Here is a 20779-nt window from a genome sequence, read left to right as displayed (position 1 = left end):
AAATTAAAATTAAAATTTAACATTCAAGTTAACACCAAAACTCTTCAACGCAGGCAGGTTGTAATACAACATACCTTGTGCAAAGTTACTGGTACTGTAGCTTGATTCAGGATCAAAGTTACCAAGATCATTCTTAAAGAACAAGAGGTTTCTTCCCACAACACCAATATTTACCGATTCGATGAAGATATTGTCGAACAAGCTCTTAGGTAAAGTATAGTTCAAACCAACTTCTCTCAAACGGATATTTGTCTGATCGAAAATATAGTTGGAAGGTATACCTGAGTAATTGCCCCAGTATTCCTGTCCGGTGATGCTTGTTGTGTTCGGAGTCCATATCGGATTGTCCGCTGTTCCTGTATTCATTACACCCGGAACAACGATACCTGATTCACGGTATTCCAAAGAGTTCGCAGAAACTCCAGCTGCATCAAGACCAGCATCGGTACCTGAGTACAATTGACCACCAATACGGGCGTCGATCAGGAATCTGAAAGTAAGTCCTTTGTAAGTCAAAATACTGTTCAAACCTCCTGTCCAGTCAGGCTGGTAGTTTCCTAGATAAACCTTTTCACTGGTTCTCTGTGGGAATCCGTTTTCATTAACGATGATATCCCCGTTATCATTTCTAAGATAAGTGACACCATAAATGTCTCCAAATCCGGCTTGAGTTGCCACTTCACCGTTTATTTCAGCACCTTCAACAGTAGCCTGAACAACCACATCACCTGAATTATTAGAACTGAAGATAAAGTTGTCCAATCCTTCAAAAAGTTCAACCAATTTGTTTTTGTTCTTGGCGAAATTCAAGGAAACATCCCAGGTAAAATCAGTTGTTTTCACGGGTACAAATCCAAGCAGTACTTCAACACCCTGGTTGGTAATGTTACCAACGTTGGTGAATTTTGAAGAATATCCGGTAGCGGGTGCAACAGGAACAGTAGTAATCAGGTCTTTGGTCTCATTTTGGTAGAATGAAAGATCACCGTAGAATCTGTTCTGCATCATTCTGAATTCAAGACCAAACTCCAAAGAAGTGGTCTGTTCAGGTTTCAGATCAGGATTACGCTGAATAGAGCTGGCTGACAAAATAACCAGATTGTCGTAGCTTTCTGCATCGAGGCTGTAGGTATTCAACAAAAGGAAAGGATCGGTATCACTACCTACATTTGCATAACTGAAGCGAACTTTTCCGAAATCCAGGAAGCTGCTTTCCATCAATTCGCTAAATACGAGTGATAAACTTGCAGAAGGATAGAAGTATGACCAGTTATTCTCAGGAAGTGTAGAAGACCAGTCGTTACGTGCAGTAAGGTCCAGATACGCAAAATTCTTGTAGCTAAAGGAAGCAGACCCGTAAACAGAGTGAATTCTCTTTTTAGCCAACGCACCGTAGCTAGGGAAAGTATTCCGAGCACTGGCCACTGTTGCTTTAGTAGGAATTTTGAAATCATCTCCGCTTACACCCTGAGAAGAACTTGTGGCCAACATTTTATTGGCTCCAACATTTAGACTCAAGCCAAAGTCTTCTGTTAAATTTTTATTGTACATCAACAACAGATCTGCGTTGGTTTCTGATGTTTTATAATCATTGAAACTAAATCTACCCGTGGCATAGTACCAGTGGCCGTAACCAGCTACATACTCAATATTCTGGTTTACATAATCGGTACCGATACGGCCGAAGATAGACAGGTTGTCATTGATCTGGTAAGTTGCTTTCGCAAATCCCTGAATACGGTTACGTGTATCGTCATTTTTGTCCTGGTTAAGAATCCAGTAAGGATTACTGCCTAATGAATTATAAGAAATAGGGCTGTAATCTTTAGGATCCTGAGAATTTTCTAAGTCAGCGATCGGAATATTTCTTGGAATGTCATAAACATAAGCCATGATACCTTCCGTACCCTGGTCAGGCCTGCGTTCGGCTTCCTGCTGGAAATAAGTCACCTTGGTATCCAGGGTCAGCTTGTCAGACAATTTGGAAGAGGCACGAAGATTGAAATTGTTACGATTCAAACCAGAGTTTTCAAGGATGGAATTGATCTTTGTGTTTGAGAAAGAAAAACGGAAACTTGATCTGTCTGTTCCACCTTCAAAAGCTACTGTGTTGACAAGATTTGTTCCGGTACGGAAGAAATCTTTAACATTATCAGGCTGAGCATTGTAAGCCTGTGTAGCGCCGTCACTTGTCCAATAAGGTTGTGATGAACCATCGAGTTTAGGACCCCAGGAACCTGAAGTTCCTTTAAGCGTTTCGAGGTCAGGAGAAGCGGTCCCCATAGATCCCATACCGTATTCGTTCTGCAATTCAGGCAGCAACATAGGGCTGGACATATCGAGGTGGCCGGAATAGGTAACCCCCAGTCCTTTTCTGGAGGAACCTTTTTTTGTGGTGATCAAAATAACACCGTTGGCAGCTCTAGAACCGTAAAGGGCCGCAGCATTTGGACCTTTCAAAACGGAGATGGATTCGATGTCGTCTGAGTTAAGGTCAGAAATACCGGTACCGTAATCAGATCTCCTGTAGTTGGCTGTTCCTGCACCATTGGCAGATCCATAACCGGAGTTGTCAACAGGAACACCATCCACCACGTATAATGGTTGGTTGTTTCCACCAAGAGAGTTATTACCCCTGATGATTACACGAGAACCGGCACCTGGTCCGGCAGAAGATTGAGTAATCACCAACCCGGCAACCCTACCGGAAAGCCCGTTGATCACGTTACTTTCCTTGGCTTCTGAAATTTCGCCACCATCCACTTCCGTGATGGCATATCCCAAAGCTTTCTTTTCTCTGGAGATACCAAGAGCAGTAACCACTACCTCATTCAGTTCAATACCTTCTGAGAGGGAAACGTTAATTTCAGTACGGCCTTCCACTGCAACGGTCTTCGGTTCAAAACCCGTCATAGAAAAGGTCAGTGAAGCACCATTGGCAACACGTATGGAATAAGCACCATTAAAATCAGTAACTGTCCCGTTTGAAGTACCCACTTCAAGGACGCTTGCCCCAATCAGTGTCTCTCCATTTTCTGAACTGACAGTACCTGAAACTGTTGTTTGTGACCACCCCTGAACTACTGCCAGAACAAATAGTAAAAGGGTTAGTAATAGGTTTTTTTTCATAATACGATTGATTTGATTAGAATTTTTGTTATTGTGATTTTTGTTTCCTAATTAAATTTCCATCGGGCAAATGCTTCGATGGCTTCATATTCAGCCAGGCCGAGGTTCCTGTAAATTTCGGCCGACTGGCGGTTGCGTTCTTCTGCTCTTTGCCAGAATTCCCGTTCGTCACGTCCCGGGAACGGTGGGCTGTCTTTTTGAGACTGGTGCATGAAGATAGCCTTGCGTTTTTTGTAAAGTTCACGAGGGCTTAAGGGCACAGCCATTTCAATTTCATGGATAGGCCATTCATGCCAGGCACCTCGGTACAGCCACAACCAGCAGTCTTTCATCCATTTTTTATCTTTCAACTTTTCAAAGGCTCCAAAAACGGCATCCAGGCATACCCGGTGCGTGCCATGTGGATCAGCGAGATCACCGGCGGCATAGACCTGGTGGGGCTGTATGCGTTCGATGATATCGGCTACGATGTTAATGTCTGTTTTGCCCAGCGGTTTTTTTCTTGTTCCTCCCGTTTCATAAAAGGGCATATCCAGAAAATGAATATGGGAGTCGTCCAATCCGCAAAAGCGGGCCCCGGCACGGGCTTCGCCTCTTCTTATCAGCCCTTTTATCGCTCTTAATTGAGGCGTATCAACCTGATCGAACAGTTTTTTCTGTAAGAAATCGGTGGTGTGCATAAAAATATTATCCACTTCTTTACAATCAATAGATTGGTTGTCCACAAATTCCTTCATAAATTCAATATACCGCAAAGCATCGTGGTCATGTACAGCAATATTTCCCGAAGTCTGGTAAACCACATGCACCTCATGGCCTTGTTCCACCAGCCGGAGGAAAGTTCCCCCCATGGAAATGACATCGTCATCGGGGTGTGGACTGAAGATGATTACCCGTTTTTTATCAGGTTTTGCTCTTTCCGGGCGATGGGTGTCATCGGCATTGGCTTTGCCGCCCGGCCATCCGGTGATGGTATGTTGTAAACGGTTGAAGATCTGTATGTTTATACTATAACTGGAAGCGTATTCAATGATGAGGTCGCTCAGTCCGTTTTCGCTGTAATCTTCGTCGGTTAATTTAAGAATGGGTTTATTTACTTTTTGAGAAAGCCAAACGACTGCTTTGCATATCAGCCCGTCCGTCCAGTTGCAGATACCCACTGTCCACGGTGTTTTGATCCGGCTGAGTTCCTCCGCGGCCCCCTTGTCGGCAAGAATTTTAACATTGGGGTGTTTTTGAAGAAAGGAAGCCGGAATGGTAGAGGTTATGGGGCCTTCAACGGCTTCTTTTAGGACTGAGGCTTTATGTTGCCCCCAGGCCAGCAGGTAAATGGCTTTGGCTTTCATGATGCTGGCAATTCCCATGGTAATAGCGCGATAGGGCACATTTTCTTCCCCCATAAAATCAGAAGCGGCATCTCTGCGGGTGATGGCATCCAGTTTAACCAACCGGGTCTTGGAGTCCTCCCATGAACCGGGCTCGTTAAACCCGATGTGCCCGGTTCGGCCAATCCCCAATATCTGGATGTCAAGGCCTCCTGCCATGGCGATCTTCTTTTCATAAGATTCACAATAGGATTCCCACTCTTCCATAGGGATTGTTCCGTCCGGGATGTGCACATTCTCCCGTTTAATGTCTACATGATTGAATAAATATTCGTTCATGAAATAAACATAACTCTGATGAGATTCAGGGGACATTGGAAAATATTCATCCAGGTTGAAGGTGACTACGTTGTGAAAACTCAATTCCTCTTCCTTATGCATTCTCACCAACTCATCATAAATCTTGATAGGGGAGGAACCGGTTGCCAGTCCGAGAATCAGTTGTTCACCATCCTGCTGTTTTTGACGAATGGCCAATGCAATGGATTTCGCCACATGAATGGAGGCGTCTTTGGAATCTTCCCAGATGGAAACCGGTAATTTCTCAAAAGTTTTGAGTTGATATTTTAAGTCAGGAGAATTAAATGGTTTTACGATGTTAGTCATAATGGCTAAAAAATTTTCCGTAAAAAATTTACTTATAGTGGTTGAGGTTGGTTTTGCTTTTCTCTTATGTGATGTAAAATTAGAAAAATATTTCCAAAACTGTGTGCGGGCACAATTTTTTTTTTAAAAAACTGTGCGCGCACACAGTTTTTTGTTAAATTTGCCAAAGCCGACAAAGCCAACCATGTTATTTCAAGAGGTTGAAGATCAACCTAATTATTTTATGGATATCATGAAAAAACCAATTAGAATTAAAGATATTGCCAAAAGGGCAGGGGTTTCCACGGGAACGGTGGACAGGGTTATTCACAAACGAGGGAATGTTTCCAAAAAAGCAGAGCAGAAAATCCTGGACATAATGGAAGAGTTGGGCTATGAAAGAAATATCATAGCCAGCGCCCTGGCCTATAATAAAACCTTCACTATAGGTGCTCTTTTACCGGATCCGGCACTTGATCCGTACTGGGAAGATCCAATATCCGGGGTTGAAAAAGCGTTTAAGGCGGTTCAGCATTATGGGGTAGTGGTCAATTTTTATTTGTTTGACCTGTTCGACCCGGATAGTTTTTTAAACAAAGCTGATGAACTCCTTGGAGATCATCCGGACGCCATTCTTTTCTCTCCCTTATTTATTAAAGAGGCAAAAATCCTTTTGGACAAATGTAAAGATCAGGGTATTCCCAATGTAATGATCAATACCCGGATAAAAAATGATGAATCTCTCTGTTACATCGGGCAGGATTCTTACCAAAGCGGTGTCCTGGCAGCAAGGTTGCTTAACTTCGGTCTGGATGAAAATTCTACGGTCATTATTTTGAATCTCGAAAAGGCCAGCTACAATGCGCAGCACCTTATTGATAAAGAAAAAGGCTTCAGGGAATATTTTCGTAAAATCGGCAATAACAACATAGCCATCGAAAAATACGATTTCGAAGATTTTGACGACGAAAGAAAACTCAAATCTTTTGTGGATGCCTTGTTGACCCTGCACCCAGACCTTGTGGGGATGTTCGTTACTAATTCAAGGGCATACCGCCTTGCGGAAGCTATTAGCCCCTCGCAAATAAATCATGTAAAGATCGTTGGATTCGATCTGGTGCCTTCCAACCTCCAATGTCTTGAAAAAGAAGAAATCAATTTCCTGATCAACCAAAATGCTGCCCAGCAGGGATATTATGGTGTGATGAATCTTTTTAATCATTTCATTCTGAAACTGCCCGTGGAGAAGACGCAGTATCTGCCTCTGGATATCGTGGTGTTGGAAAATTACAGTTATTACCTCCAAAAGCAGGAAACCTTCCAACTGGCCGGGTAATTTATTTTTTATAAACTTTTAAGAAAGACTGGCAAATGTCCTTTTAAGGCCTGACATTTGCATCATGCCTGGTTACTCTTGCGATTCCCGGGGTATCGTTGTCTTCCCAGGGAATCCGCCTTTTGGGATCTGGTATCTTAACCAAAGTAAATTTTCAAATAATGGAGCAGATTAGCGTATTTGATATGCTTAAAATAGGAGTAGGGCCTTCCAGTTCTCATACTTTAGGTCCATGGAGAGCTGCTGAAACATGGATTGCCGAGTTGAAGCAACAAGGAGATTTTGAGAAAATCATTAAAATAAAAATTAGACTATTTGGCTCTATCTCCCTGACGGGCAAAGGACATGCCACGGATCTGGCGCTCATGCTTGGGTTGAACGGGGAGGATCCTGTAAAAATTGACGTTTCCCGAATCTCCGCCATCATTGAGGATATCCGTACCCAAAAGAAAATAAATTTCGGAGGAAGGAGAACGATTGATTTTGATCCGGCCATCGATTTTATTTTTGAACAGGATTTTCTTCCTTTCAATCCTAATGGCATTCGTTTTGAAGGCATTACCAATGATCATCGCATGGTGGTTGAGACTTATTATTCGATTGGAGGTGGTTTTGTGGTCAAAGAGGGCGAAACTACGGTTTCACTGGATTGCGTACCGCCAAAATACCCTTTTCCTATAAACAATGCCGTAGAGTTGATCGACCATTGCCTTAGGGAGGGAAAGAACATTTCCGACATAGTCCTCGAAAACGAAAGATCTTGCCGGACCGACGATAAAATAGGGGAGGAGCTGATGAAAATATGGGACGTTATGCTGGAGTGTATGTTCATCGGTTGCCATACCCCGGGAATCTTGCCAGGCGAACTCAGGGTGAAAAGAAGATCTTTTGGAATGCACAAAAATCTGATCGGCGATCATGACTACGATAATCCTTTGGAATGGGTACGGACGATTCGAAAACTCGATGTCAAATTTAACGAGATATTTCGATGGATCAGCAGTTTTGCCCTGGGAGTAAATGAGGTAAATGCTTCCCTGGGCAGAGTCGTTACCGCACCAACCAATGGCAGTGCGGGCGTAATCCCGGCAGTATTGATGTATTATATTTGTTTCGTAGATAAATTCGCTACGGAAAAGGAGATTCAAAAGTTCCTTCTTACTGCCGGCGAAATTGGTAGCATCTTTAAAAAAGGAGCTACTATTTCTGCCGCGCTCGGCGGATGCCAGGCGGAGATCGGTGTTTCTTCGGCCATGGCTGCGGGTGCTCTGACGGAATTGCTCGGCGGAAGCCCGGAACAGGCGCTCGTCGCGGCAGAAATCGCTATGGAGCACCACCTGGGACTTACCTGTGATCCGGTGGCCGGGCTCGTCCAGATTCCCTGTATAGAACGAAATGCCATGGGAGCGGTCAAAGCCATCAATGCTGCCGAGATAGCCCTGGATACCAACCCCAAGGAAACCCTTGTGCCCCTGGATAAAGTGATCTCCACTATGTGGGAAACGGCCAAGGATATGCACCACAAATACAAGGAAACTTCAACGGGAGGACTGGCGGTAGCGGTCAATATTACAGGGTGTTAATTTTTTTCAGTAGGGAGAAGGTGATGGCTTGAAGCGATGAATAATGTTCTGTTTTTTGCTGGGATGGAGATTGAGATGGATAGATGGAAATGGAGATAGATGGAGATTGAGATAGATAGATGGAGATTGAGATTGATAGATGGAAATAGAGATAGATGGATGGAGATTGAGATAGATGGAGATTGAGATAGATAGATGGAAATGGAGATAGATGGAGATTGAGATAGATAGATGGAAATAGAGATAGATGGATGGAGATTGAGATAGATGGAAATGGAGATAGATGGAGATTGAGATAGATAGATGGAAATGGAGATAGATGGATGGAGATTGAGATTGAGATAGATGGAGATTGAGATAGTGGATTATTGTATTTCAACAATGACATCTTGGTGAGAGGCACAGAAAAAAATAGAAACCTTCCTTTTAATACAAATATGGAGCCCTGTTGATTTTTTTCGATTAAAGGCAGGTTTTGTACCTGGAAGATTTCCAAAATTTGGTAAAGCAAATTTTATAAAAAATGCCTTTTGCCAATCCATGGGAGAATTAAGCCAGGGAGAGGGGAAAATCTCCTTGGGCGTAAATTTTACCTCAAAACATGCTTTTGGGTGCTCCTTTACCCTTCTTTTTGCCCTTAATAGGTAAAGAATCAGCTATTTAAGTAAATACCACGATTAAAAGTCCTATTCTTGCAGTTAAATTGATATCAACTACATATGAACGCATTCTCAGAGACAGGCTTACAAGATAAGATATTGGAAGCCATTAAAGAATTGGGCTTTGAAAAACCTACTCCGATCCAGGCCAAAGCCATCCCTCATTTATTAAATACTTCCCAGGATTTACTTGCTTTTGCCCAAACGGGAACAGGAAAAACAGCGGCTTTCGGATTGCCGGCGGTGCATCTCACCAATGTTCAGGATAAAAGTACACAAACATTGGTTCTTTGCCCGACACGCGAACTTTGTTTGCAAATTACTAATGATCTGACACAATATTCAAAATTCATAAAAGGACTTGGCATCGTGGCCGTTTACGGCGGAGCCAGCATCGAAACGCAGATCCGTGCGTTGAAGAAAGAAGCCCAGATTGTTGTGGGAACTCCGGGACGGGTGAAGGATTTGGTCAATCGCAAAAGGTTGAACCTAGGAAATGTGGTGCGGGTGGTACTGGATGAGGCCGATGAGATGCTCAACATGGGATTTAAGGATGATCTGGATGCCATACTTTCTGAAGTTCCGGAAGAAAGACAAACCCTCCTGTTTTCTGCCACCATGTCGAAAAAGGTCATTACAGTTACTAAAAAATATATGCGTAATCCTGTTGAAATGGCAGTGGCACGCATGAATATCGGGGCAGAAAACGTAAAGCATATTTTCTACCAGGTACAGGCCAGAGACAAGTACGAATTACTTAAACGGGTTGCGGATTTGAATCCTGACATTTATGGTATTGTATTTTGTCGTACGCGTCGCGAGACCACGGAGATCGCCAACAAACTCATGCACGATGGTTACAATGCTGATGCCATTCACGGGGATCTCTCCCAGGCGCAGCGCGACGAAGTGATGGGCCGTTTCAGGGTTGGACAATTACAAATTCTCGTCGCTACCGATGTTGCCGCCAGAGGATTGGATGTGGATGACCTCACCCATGTCATCAATTTTAGCCTGCCTGATGACGATGAAGTGTATGTGCACAGAAGCGGCAGGACAGGAAGGGCCGGCAAGAGCGGTATTTCGATCGCGATCATTCATACGCGGGAAACAGGAAGAATCAGAGAAATTGAACGCAAGTCAGGAATTAAATTTAGCAAAGAACTCGCGCCCACAGGCAAAGAAATTTGTCAGAGACAGCTGCTTACCCTTATTGATAAAATTGAAAAGGTAGAAGTGGATGAGAAACAGATCGAACCTTTTTTGGCCGAAATTTACCAAAAGCTCGACTGGCTGAGCAGGGAAGAACTGATCAAACATTTCGTCTCCGCTGAGTTTAACCGATTCCTGGCCTACTATAAAAATTCAAGAGATATTAACGTAGGGGAACGCGAAAGGAAGAGCCCGAGGGAAAGAAGACAAACTTCTTTCTCCCGGATGTTCATCAATGTCGGGGCAAACAACAATCTGACCCCGGCTCGTTTGTTGGGACTGATCAACCAGGGGCTGGATTCCAGTGCTGCGGAGATTGGCAAAATCGAGATATTGAAAAACTTCTCTTTCTTTGAAATAGACGAAAAATCTCAGGTTCCGTTGATGCGGGCCCTCGTCGGAGAAACTTTTGAAGGAGTTTCACTGAATGTAGAGATTTCCAATGAAAAGTCAGGAGGTGCCCCTACCGGTTATGTGAAACCCAAAACACCTAAAACTGCCTCTGGAAACTTTAGTAAAAGAAGAAGCTCAAAACCAGAGTCAAGCCACCGGGGTAAAGGTGGCAGCCCACGAAGAAGTGGAAAAAAATGGAGGGAATAGTATCCTTTAATTATACCTTATATGGATTGCGTTATTCATTTTTAATTAACGCATTTCGGCCTTAGTGATTTTAGGAAAGCCACGAATGCACGAATGATTATTTAGATCGTTGCATCCGTGGCTTTTTTTATTTTTTTAATCTTTTCAGTAACCATTTTCCCTCTTCGATGGATAAAAAGGTGAGTTAATTGATATCCTTAAGATTTTCGTCAAAAGGAAATTTCAATTTTTTAAAACCATAAAATCCATCCTTATGAAAAGTTTATTGTTTACACTGATGTTTGTTTTATCCGGTTTGTGGGCATTTGCACAGGCTGATATTTGCCATGTCGAATTCGCTGCCGGAACCCGTAATGCTGCTTTCAGTAATTCCGAAAATGTTAATATCACTTTTGATTACAGCGTGGATGAACCGGGCGGCGTGCGTATTTTTGCCCGGCCATTTTCCAATGGAAATCTTACTCCGGGTTATGGAGCAAGTGGCTCTGCCTTGTTTACCGGTTCAGGAAGTACAGAGGTGTTTTACAATATTTCCGGAGGAACGGGAGTGGTGGATGAGATCCGTTTCCAGATCCTGAATGCAGACCAGTCCGTGTTGCTGCGTGAATTTTGGGTGCCCGTGCAATACCACTATGGACAAATAGGCGTTCACCATTTTTCCTTCTCTCACGACGAGCATCTGGCTTCCCTGCTGCTGGATGAAGCATTCAACATCTCCTTTGATTACAAAATTGATGTGCCTGGTGGCGTGCGTATTTTTGTGCGTCCGATGACCGGCGGCAATCTTACTCCGGGATATAGCGCCAGCGGATCAGGCATTTTTACGGGAGGCGGCAGCACAACTGTCTTTTTTACCATTTCAAGCGGAAAAAATGTTCATGTGGATGCCCTGCGCGTATCGGTAGTCAACCCGGATCAGAGCCAGGATCTTTTGACGTTTTATATCCCCGTAAACCTTTACTTCAGCACGGTTAAAATCGACAATATAGTGGCGTCGGGCGGGAACTTCCCCTTCAGCGCCGAAGACAGAACCATTAGTTATGATTACGAAACAACGGAAGCTGGCGGGGTTCGTATCTTTCCCCGGCCCTGGACACGTGGCGGACTTACCCCTGCCTATTCAGCATGTGGGTCAACCGTTTACACAGGCACAGGAAGTTCTTCCTGCGATTTTACCATTTCTTCCGGCAATCAACGGGTGGATCATATGCGGTTCCAGGTGCTAAACCCTGACCAGACAGAAGTCTTACTCGAATTTTTGAGTCCGGTGGATTATACCTTTGGGAATTTCCTGGTCGAAGCCATTCAGCTGTGTCCTCCTTCCCCGGCGAGACTTCAGCCGGGAGAACGGGTCAATATTAATTTTGGTTTGTACAATGATGAAGGCATGGATGCCCTTATTTTTGTAAGGCCTTTTACCGCGGGGAACTTATCGCCGGGTTATGCCGCCAGCGGCTCTCCAACCTATGCAACAGGTTCCGGTTCCGGGGATGATTTTTTTACCATCAATAATGAAGATGTAGTGGTGGATGAAATTCGTTTCCAGGTCATGAATACCACTCAGACCCAAACCCTTGCAGAGTATTTTATTCCAGTTCATTACGTTTTTAAATCCGATGTAGTGAATGCCGTTGAGGAACCATTGGCAACGCAAGGGCAGATTGAAAAGATCGAGATTTTTCCCAATCCTGCTACAACGGAATTTGAAATTGGATTTGCCGTCAAGGAAACGCAGGAGGTGAGCCTCAGCCTAAAAGATGCGACAGGCAAAACAATCACCCAAATAAATAAAGGCAAATGCCAGGCTGAAACCGACCAACGTTTTACCGTGGATCTTGCCCGGTTTAACTTATCTCCGGGCCTGTACCTGGTGGAGTTAAGGGGAGAAGATTTCCGTGAGACGAGGAAATTGGTGGTGGCAAAATAACCCAGGAAAAGAATCATTCGAAATAGCCTGAACCCAAATTTTAACGTGAATGATCCCGAATTTTATACCCCATAGAATTCGGGATTTTTTTACTTTTTTCTGTTCGTTGGCGAAAAAAAGAGACAAAAATTTGCTGGGATACAAAAAGCATTTATATTTGTAAGTAATTACTCACTTTTTTAATGACAGATAAAAAAGAAAATATATTAAAAGCCGCGTTACAACTCTTTTCGGAAGAAGGGTTTGGCTCAACGTCCACCAGCAGGATTGCCAAAGCTGCCGGGGTGTCCGAGGGGTTAATCTTTAGACATTTTGGGAATAAGGATGGGTTGTTGGATGCCATTCTTAAAGAAGGGGAGGAGCGTGCCAAAATGGTATTTGCCAATATTGTGCTAGAGGTCGACCCTAAGCAGGTTATTGCCAAAACAATAGACCTTCCCTTTGTAATTCCTGAGTCGGAGCATGAATTTTGGCGCCTGCAATTCAAGCTAAAATGGGAAACCAACAGGTATTCTAATGATAAAATGGAGCCCCTGAAAATAACTTTGGTCAATGCATTTTCCAGGTTAGGTTATAGCGATCCGGAAATGGAGACTGATTTTTTGCTTCATTTCTTTGACGGAATCGCAGGAGCAATGCTCAGGGGACAATTGCCGGACGGAAAGGCAATGCGGGACTTTTTGCATGAAAAATATAATGTATAACTATTTTTTTAAACCATATAGTAAGTAAGTGCTTACGTTTTATTTATAATCTTATTCATAATGAAAAAAGTTGCACTCGTAACCGGGGCCTCCTCCGGAATTGGAAAAGCCACCGCGAAACAATTATTGTCCGATGGGTTAATCGTTTATGTAGCCGCCAGGAGAATTGAAAAGATGAAGGACCTGGAGGCTCTTGGCGCCATAGCCGTTAAAATGGATGTAACGGAAGAATCTGAAATGGTCAACTGTGTCAAAATGATACAGGATCAGCACGGTGGAGTTGATATTTTGGTAAACAACGCCGGCTACGCCATTTACGGTGCCATGGAAGATACGAGTATGGAGGATGCCCGGCGACAGTTTGAGGTAAATATCTTCGGGCTGGCCAGGATGACCCAGCTGGTATTGCCCTACATGAGGGAAAAGGGATCAGGGACCATAATAAACATTTCTTCCATGGGCGGTAAGATTTACACGCCGATGGGTTCCTGGTACCACGCCACCAAACATGCCCTGGAAGGCTGGTCCGATTGCCTGCGACTGGAGTTGGCGCCCTTTGGAATTGATGTGGTGATCATTGAGCCTGGTGCCATTAAAACCGAATTTGGAGAGGTCATGACTCAACCCATGCTGGACAGGTCCGGAGAAGGCCCTTATTCCGCAATGGCCCATAAAATGGCAAAAGCAACCGAGGACACTTACGAAAAAGGCGGGGCTTCTTCCCCTGAAGTTATTGCAAAGGTCATTTCCAAAGCAGTAAAGGCCAATAAGCCGAAAACAAGATACGTCGCCGGAAAGATGGCCAAGCCCGTAATATTCCTCCGTAAATATTTGAGTGACAGGATGTTTGACTGGATGATTTTGAAAATGGGGTAGGGGAATTTAAAATACGGGTGGTCTCTGGATTGTGCCATTGGCGGCTGTCTCATAAGTACTGTTCAGAAAAATTTATCTGCAAGAATTTAAACGCAAAGTTCGCCAGGGATTCGCAAGGTGCGCAACGAACACTCCCGACCGCTGGTGGGGTATGTTCCACTTGCGACCATTGCGCAGCCTTAGCGCACCTTGCGTTTTAAAAAAATCTGACTTCATACTTTTGGTCCTGATTGAATTTCTCAGTTAATTCTCTAAAAAAGTGTTAAAAATGCTTTTCTGAGCACTTCTAATTCAAAAACTATAATACCTATGCGGAGGTTTCCAGCCTTTTTCCAAAATTCAACCCCCCATACATAAAGAGGATCGTTGTGATCGTCATCAGCGTATGCGCAAAATCTGAATGGTTGAACCATTTGTTGAGGATGATGGGGTAATTGAAAATAAAGGTAGCAACCGTGAGTACGGCCACCCCCCATAACATATACCTGCTTCCGATATCTTTTGTTTTTCGGTATACGAAAAGATGAAAGGCGAAAACTGTTCCGAGAACCCCATAAGCACTATGGATCTCGACAAATAAAAAATTGAGGGTGACGGCAGCGAGGGTCATCATGATGCCCAGTTCCCATAAATTAGCCGTGAGAAAGAATTTCCCCGTTTTTTTGCCGATCAGGTTTTTGGCATGTTCAATGGACGATCTTTCGATGAACATGATGGCTACCATACTGAAAAACCAACCGGGGACTTTCCACGCCAGGCCAAAAAAATACAAAAATCCGTGGCCGATGATTCCTGCCAGGGCAGTGGCGATGGCCATCAGGATGAAGTATAACTTAAGAAAACGGATCGAATTTTCCTGCCTGCCGCTTTTATTCAATCGATAAAATCCATAAAAACTGGCCAGGGAAATCATCACATCGGTTAGGGTGGTAGTAGGTTCTGCGATGCGTAGGCCTAGAATGTATATATCTGGTTGTAAGATTTCTACGGACATTTTAAGGGGCTTTACGAAGTTATTTAATAAGGATTTAATGGCTTGTTAAGATACAAATTTTTAAGAATATATGCAATTTTAAACGGGCTCAGGCGAACCGGGGTAAGCTTTTAAAATTTGCGCATCCCTACCTCCACTTGTCAGAATCAGGATTTTCCGGATTACTGGATTTGCAGGATTGAGTATTGCCTGGTAATAATAGACCTTTTAACTAAAATAACAAGTAACAAACAACGAGTAACCAGTAACCAGCATTTTGTCAGGATCAGGATTTACAGGATTTCAGGATGCACTGGATTGAACCTTATCGGTCCAAGAACAGCTAGAACCAGTAACGAGTAACCAGCAACCAGTAACAAGCAACCAGCAATCCGCATTTTGTCTGGATCAGGATTTTTAGGATTACCAGATGCACAGGATTGAACCTTATCGTTCCAAGAACAGCGAGAACCAGCAACGAGCAACCAGAAACCAGTAACAAGTAACCAGCAACCAGCCCCCCCTCACACAATCATTCCCGGATTATCCACTAACGAAAAGGTAATGCCCTTATCCAGCTGTGTCAACTCTTCCTTCAGATCATCGAACTGCCCAACGGAATCCGCCTGGCAGATGTAGGTCAGGTCGAGCCCGTCAGCGAGCAGGTCCATGCGTTTGAGTTCCACGTAAGGCAGGTGTTTCAGGAAGATATCGCTGATCTTCTGGATGCTTTTTTCCTTGATGCGCAGATGGATGAGGGTGTTGTTGCCTTTGGTGGTCGTTTTGTGGCCGGTAAACCTGTAATACAACCATAAGAGCAATAAAATCAACGGAATAGCGACCAAAGCAATGATGAATTGCCCGGCGCCGGTGGCCAGCCCCAGGCCGATGACCAAAAATAAATAGACCAGCTCTTCAGGATCCTTGATGGCCGCCCTGAACCTTACGATTGACAAGGCTCCCACCAATCCAAGGGATAGGGCCAGGGAGGATTTTACAATGGTAATGATCAACATCACGATGAGGGCAAGCGCCAGGAAGTTGTTGGCAAATCGTTTTCGGTTGGAGATGGCCGTGCCGTACCTGACATAAAAATTGCGGATCAAAATGGCCAGGACAGCCGTCAGCAAAAATCCAATCATGAAATCGCCAAAACTGATCGTATTGGAAAATTGATTGAGATATTCTTCAAATTTTGACATTGAATATGATTTTTTTGGATGTCTGCCTCCATAAAAGAGGGCACAAATTTATGATTATTTTATTAATATGGCTAAGTTTCAAAGTTCCTCAAAACCAGTAACCTCAAAACATGGCCGTCATCGACACGCCATTCACATACTTCGAGCTTTTGGTATGCCGGTACGGAAGATTTTGAAGCACAAAACCTGCCTGCTGATCATCTTCCTCTTCGTATTTTATCTCCAGTATGATGCCCGGCTCCTCCTGCAAATAACCCAAAAAAACGGTTTGACCCATCAATGAATAATACCGTAGATTCCAGTCAATGGTTATCCTGAATTTTCCGTCAGCCGAAGTAAAATAGGAACGCTCATACGAATTGAGCAAAACCGGGTACAATGGGGCAAAATTTTCAGAATGTTCATTCGCCAGGGCCGTAATGGTTTCCAGCTCCGAAAAAGCCAGGTCAGGGCATTGGGTCACTTTTTTCCAGCCCAGTTCGTTGTGCTTTATTTTTATTTCAAACTGTGGAGATCGCAGTTGGTCAAAATCATCCCCATACCAGCGCATCCTGAATTTTTTGCGCTGATTTTCTCCGCTTACATTCTGATGAAAAGTCGTCAGTTCCACCGTATCAAAATAGATATTATTCACCTGCCGGTCAGGATGCAACTCCCGGAAACCAGCAGGATGCAGCATGAGATTGGCCCGCACCGTCTGCGCTTCCATCCCTTCGATCTTATATTTTCTCTCGAATCGAGCCATATTTCACTTTTCGTATTGTTCAAGGAGCCCCCTTTTTGCCTTTCTGCCTGGCTTAGCACGTAGATGTCACCTTAGCATCAAACCATCGCAGCATCAAATCTCCCCCGTAAACAACTCACCCACCAGGTCCAGCACAGATCCTTTGTCCAGCACGTAGAGGTGTTTTACATTTTTTGCGGAATATTTTTTTACAATGATATTTGCTTTCCCGTATTCCGGCTTTTTTTGGTAAGCCGTAAATCCTTTGATACAGTCTTCCAGGATCAAATTGTCGATCACCAGGCTGGAAAGATCCTTGGAAGCCACTCCTGTATTGGCGCCGATCATTTTCCCGCTGATGAGGTGTACCTGTGCATTTTCTCCCACACTCAGCCCCTTATCTCCGGCGTTGTACACTTCGATATCCGAGATAGTGATCACACTCCCCGAAAAGTCCATCCCGTCATTCCCCGTATCCCTGAAAATGACGTTGCTGACTTCTCCTTTGCAAAAATCGGCGTCAAAACCATCGCTGAAAGTATTGGCAACAACGGAGTGCGAAAGCTTGAATGAAGTATGAACGATATTCAGGGCGTCTTCACAATGATTGTTGGTGAAGGACGCGTTTGAAATCTCGACTTCCGATTCAAAAAAGTTGACAGCCCCCGTAAGGATCCAGCCTCCTTTGTTCAGCGTATTGAGCTGGTCGAATCGGGTATATTCTATTTTAGAGGGTTGCCCGGCTTGTATCACGGAAAACCCGTTTCCGGTACCGTCGCTGGAAAAAATTTGAATGGGCAGTTCTTCCGTGCCCAGCATAAACACAGGCGCATTGGAAATGAAGGCCGCATTTTTTTGTAAATCCAGGCTGGCACCTGATTCAAAAAAAACGTTGTATTGTCCCGGTATGCTGATATCGTTGCGCGTTATATGGGCTCCTTTTTTAAATAGGATCATATTGCCCGACACCTCAAAAACATCATTACTCTTCAAAGAATCCGAAAACATCATTTGTCGTTGCGTGATGCCTTCAGCGATGGGCCAGTCAACGATGTTCACAGCATACAGGGAATCCAGCCCGGCCACCCGGTAAAATAACCAGGAAGCTTTATCGGGCACCGTTACCTCTGTATATTTTGGTACGGAATGTTGTGGATTGGAAAAAACAAAAACGGGCTCGGGGAACTCCTGGTCCATTTCCGATTTTTTCCGGCCGTACCCTGCAATTTCTACCGGAAAGGCATGGGTATTGCTCACTTTTAGCAAAGACTTACCATTGTTGCGGTTTTGGATCCTTGCGATGACGCTTTCATCGCCATAGGCTGCAATGAGCAGGTGAATATTTCTGGCTCTTTCGAGAAAAGGATTTTCCTGGAAAGTATAATTGGGAAATTCCTTTCTTAAAAATTGCTCCCGAATCTTAATATCTGCCTCAATATCTGCAAAAAAGCCTTGCAGGTAACTTTGTTCGGTGATTCGATCGAGTTGTTGCATATAAACCCTGAAAAAAACGGGATCGTTGAACAACAGCTTCGTCAGATCTTCTCCCTGGTTTTCGGTGTCAATTTTGTATCCCAGCACGATCTGGTCCACTAGCCGGGTTTCTTCATTGCCGAAGCCATCAAATCCTATAGGTTCCAGCCGGGAGGTGACCGGGTTGTAATAAAAACGAAGGTTGTGCCAGAAATTTCCGTGGTAAGCCCCCAAAACATCCATGATCGCAAAATATTTCGCGATGCGGTTGAGGTCAAATATTTCGCTGGCGGGTTTCAGGTTGTATTTGAATTGATGGAGGAGAATTTGGGCCGTTTTAAACTCGGCAGCCAAAGTTTCCGACCCCTGGGTCTTGCCTTCCTTGAAAGGGCGGATGTCTGAACCTTCAAAAGCATTCTCTGCATTTTTATACAACCCTGAACCGTCTTTTTGTAAGGCAAACTGCCGTTTCATGCCCAGCCAGAAAAGATCTTCCGTCAATTTTATAATGGGGCCTTCACGGCGTTGCTGGCTTTCAGGCAACTGTTTGTCAAAATGCTCCTCGAAGGCATAAATACCGAGGTCTTTTTGATTGAGACTTACTTCAATGAAATCGTATTTCGGACTTAATACATCTTCGGCCGACAGCAGTTTGTGAAACATCCATTCCTTAAGATATCCGCGGGTCAGGGGGTTCTGAATAGAAAAAGTAACCATACGGTTCCAGGAACTTTCTCCGCTGGTTTGTATCCTGAATGACCATTTATCTCCAATCAGGTGATCGGTCCAGTCTCCTTTTAAGCGTAGCTTTATAGGGATTTCCTTTCCTTCATTTTTGGAAAAAATCTTACCGGATGCGCGGTCGTCATCCGTACTGAAAAGGATGCCTTCCTTGACGGCTTTCCACTTTTGGTCGCTGAATTTTTGTAAGGATTCCTGGGCTATTTCAATACGCAGCACATCCGGCCGGAAATCGGAGTCGAGGTTTTGAGTCTGTAAAAGCTGGATGTTCAGATCGTCGACGTACACCGTTCCGGAAACTTCATCTACCCCGGCGTATATCCTTAGGGTATCCAGACCGGGGGTTTCCGGCACATTAAAAATGATCTGGACTTTTTCAAAGCCGTCTTTTTCTTCAATGGCTACGCGCTCCACAATCCTGAAATTGGAGCCTTCATTGCCTTCCACCGCCAGGAAACCTTTGGAACTTTCGGTGAATCTCCAGACAGAGGCCTGGTATTTGGCTCCTTTGATGAAGTCAGTCGTTTCGTAAATAAGGCCAAAGCGGTGGTCAGGTTTCAGCTGGCAGGAGTAGGTTCCCGAGCGGGCATGACGTTTATCCTGGCCTTTGGCACCGCCAAATTTCAGTCCGTTTTCGATAAAGTAATCTCCTTCCACCTGTTCCGCACTACAGGATATGCCTGTAATTTTGGGTTCGCTTTTTTTTGTCCAATTTCGACCAGAAAGCAGGAAACCAATCAAAATTACCATCAAAACGCCCAAAAACCACAAACTTCTGTCGGTTGAGACCGCCTTTTTTTTATTATCAGAAAGAATCATCCAGAAAATTTTGATCTAATGCACAAAGAAAAGACAATTATTCCAACCGTTCCATTTTTTTGGACGACAAAGTGAATATATAGTTTGCATAAATATTCAGTTTACATGACCTTGGACTTCAAAAGATCCCTCAGGTTGTTGATGCCACGCTTCTTTAAACGGGGTAGGAGTTTCATGAGCAAAACGGCTGTGATAAAGGCATCCCCGGCCGCTGTGTGCCGGTTGCTCATGCTGATGTTGTATTTTTCGCACAGCGCATCCAGGGTATAATCTGAGGATTTGATCATTTCGGAGGAAGACCTGGCATCGACGCGGATGGCCAGTTTGGCGGTATCGACCAATTTGTTTTTCAAAGGTCCTGCATTTAGCTTTTTAAGCGCTTCATTGACGATGGCGATATCAAAAGCCACATTATGGCCCACCAGCACGGCATCTTTAATGTATTGGACAAACTCAATGACGGCCTCTTCTTCCGTTTTCTTTTGCTGTTTTCCGTTTTGTAAAATGCCATGGATCAGTACAGCTTCTTTTTTGGTCGACTCCTGGCGTACATAGGATTCCAGGGTATGCCCCAAATCTATTTTATTCCAGACCAGGCTCACCGCGCCAACAGAAAGAATCCTGTCCGTCTTTGGATTCAGTCCCGTGGTCTCGGTATCAAAAACCACAAACCGGATGGTTTCGATAGGTTGCTGCCTGGCAGGCTCCGTATCCAAAAACCTCAGGTATTCCTTCCAGAATTCCGGAGCATTGGTTTTTTTATTTCCTGAAAATAATGATCTGAAACCGCCCATATTGAATTGATAATTTTAAAAAAAATAAAAAATCATCCTCACATCCTCACATCCTCA

12 protein-coding genes and 2 pseudogenes are annotated in these 20779 nt (G+C 44.1%); 6 read left to right on the top strand and 8 right to left on the bottom strand.

Annotation, left to right across the window (positions count from 1 at the left end; genetic code table 11):
• Positions 1-9 precede the first annotated feature (9 nt).
• Together H6571_06390 and nagB are read right to left on the bottom strand one after the other, a co-directional pair.
• On the bottom strand, positions 10-3129 hold the full coding sequence (locus H6571_06390) for a SusC/RagA family TonB-linked outer membrane protein (GenBank protein ID MCB9323354.1): 3120 nt from the start codon (positions 3127-3129) through the stop codon (positions 10-12).
• A gap of 47 nt (positions 3130-3176) precedes the next feature.
• A complete protein-coding gene (gene nagB / locus H6571_06385; protein ID MCB9323353.1) occupies positions 3177-5120 on the bottom strand; it encodes a glucosamine-6-phosphate deaminase in 1944 nt (647 codons plus the stop codon).
• Between the two features lie 232 nt (positions 5121-5352).
• Between nagB and H6571_06380 the strand changes: the two genes are divergently transcribed.
• The 6 genes from H6571_06380 (at position 5353) to H6571_06355 (ending at position 13996) form a co-directional block, all read left to right on the top strand.
• Complete coding sequence (locus H6571_06380) at positions 5353-6435, top strand: substrate-binding domain-containing protein (GenBank protein MCB9323352.1); 1083 nt, start codon at positions 5353-5355, stop codon at positions 6433-6435.
• A 161-nt stretch (positions 6436-6596) separates the two neighbouring features.
• Positions 6597-8018, top strand: coding sequence for an L-serine ammonia-lyase (locus H6571_06375; protein MCB9323351.1), 1422 nt, complete (start codon positions 6597-6599; stop codon positions 8016-8018).
• Between the two features lie 719 nt (positions 8019-8737).
• Entirely contained in the window at positions 8738-10489 is a 1752-nt protein-coding gene (locus tag H6571_06370; GenBank protein MCB9323350.1) for a DEAD/DEAH box helicase, read from the top strand.
• Positions 10490-10742: 253 nt separating this feature from the next.
• Positions 10743-12416 carry a T9SS type A sorting domain-containing protein gene (locus tag H6571_06365; GenBank protein ID MCB9323349.1) on the top strand — a complete coding sequence of 558 codons (1674 nt, stop codon included), beginning with the start codon at positions 10743-10745 and terminating at the stop codon, positions 12414-12416.
• A 182-nt stretch (positions 12417-12598) separates the two neighbouring features.
• Positions 12599-13120: a TetR/AcrR family transcriptional regulator gene (locus H6571_06360; protein ID MCB9323348.1), complete on the top strand. Its 522-nt coding sequence runs from the start codon at positions 12599-12601 to the stop codon at positions 13118-13120.
• Positions 13121-13180: 60 nt separating this feature from the next.
• Positions 13181-13996 carry an oxidoreductase gene (locus H6571_06355; protein ID MCB9323347.1) on the top strand — a complete coding sequence of 272 codons (816 nt, stop codon included), beginning with the start codon at positions 13181-13183 and terminating at the stop codon, positions 13994-13996.
• A gap of 307 nt (positions 13997-14303) precedes the next feature.
• Here the strand turns inward: H6571_06355 and H6571_06350 are convergent, their stop codons facing one another.
• The 6 genes and pseudogenes from H6571_06350 to H6571_06325 form a co-directional block, all read right to left on the bottom strand.
• A complete protein-coding gene (locus H6571_06350; GenBank protein MCB9323346.1) occupies positions 14304-14990 on the bottom strand; it encodes a hypothetical protein in 687 nt (228 codons plus the stop codon).
• Between the two features lie 272 nt (positions 14991-15262).
• A pseudogene (locus H6571_06345) lies at positions 15263-15505 on the bottom strand (hypothetical protein).
• A 105-nt stretch (positions 15506-15610) separates the two neighbouring features.
• Positions 15611-16171: pseudogene (locus tag H6571_06340) on the bottom strand (DUF4956 domain-containing protein).
• A gap of 103 nt (positions 16172-16274) precedes the next feature.
• Complete coding sequence (locus H6571_06335) at positions 16275-16916, bottom strand: polyphosphate polymerase domain-containing protein (GenBank protein ID MCB9323345.1); 642 nt, start codon at positions 16914-16916, stop codon at positions 16275-16277.
• Between the two features lie 93 nt (positions 16917-17009).
• Positions 17010-19928 (bottom strand): CotH kinase family protein, encoded by a 2919-nt coding sequence (locus tag H6571_06330; GenBank protein ID MCB9323344.1) that lies wholly within the window; start codon positions 19926-19928, stop codon positions 17010-17012.
• Between the two features lie 101 nt (positions 19929-20029).
• Complete coding sequence (locus tag H6571_06325; GenBank protein MCB9323343.1) at positions 20030-20722, bottom strand: 3'-5' exonuclease; 693 nt, start codon at positions 20720-20722, stop codon at positions 20030-20032.
• Positions 20723-20779 lie beyond the last annotated feature (57 nt).

It is taken from the genome of Lewinellaceae bacterium (assembly GCA_020636105.1).
Taxonomy (GTDB): Bacteria; Bacteroidota; Bacteroidia; order Chitinophagales; family Saprospiraceae; genus BCD1.
Note: the sequence above shows the minus strand (reverse complement) of the source record. Positions and strands in the feature narration are given on the sequence as shown.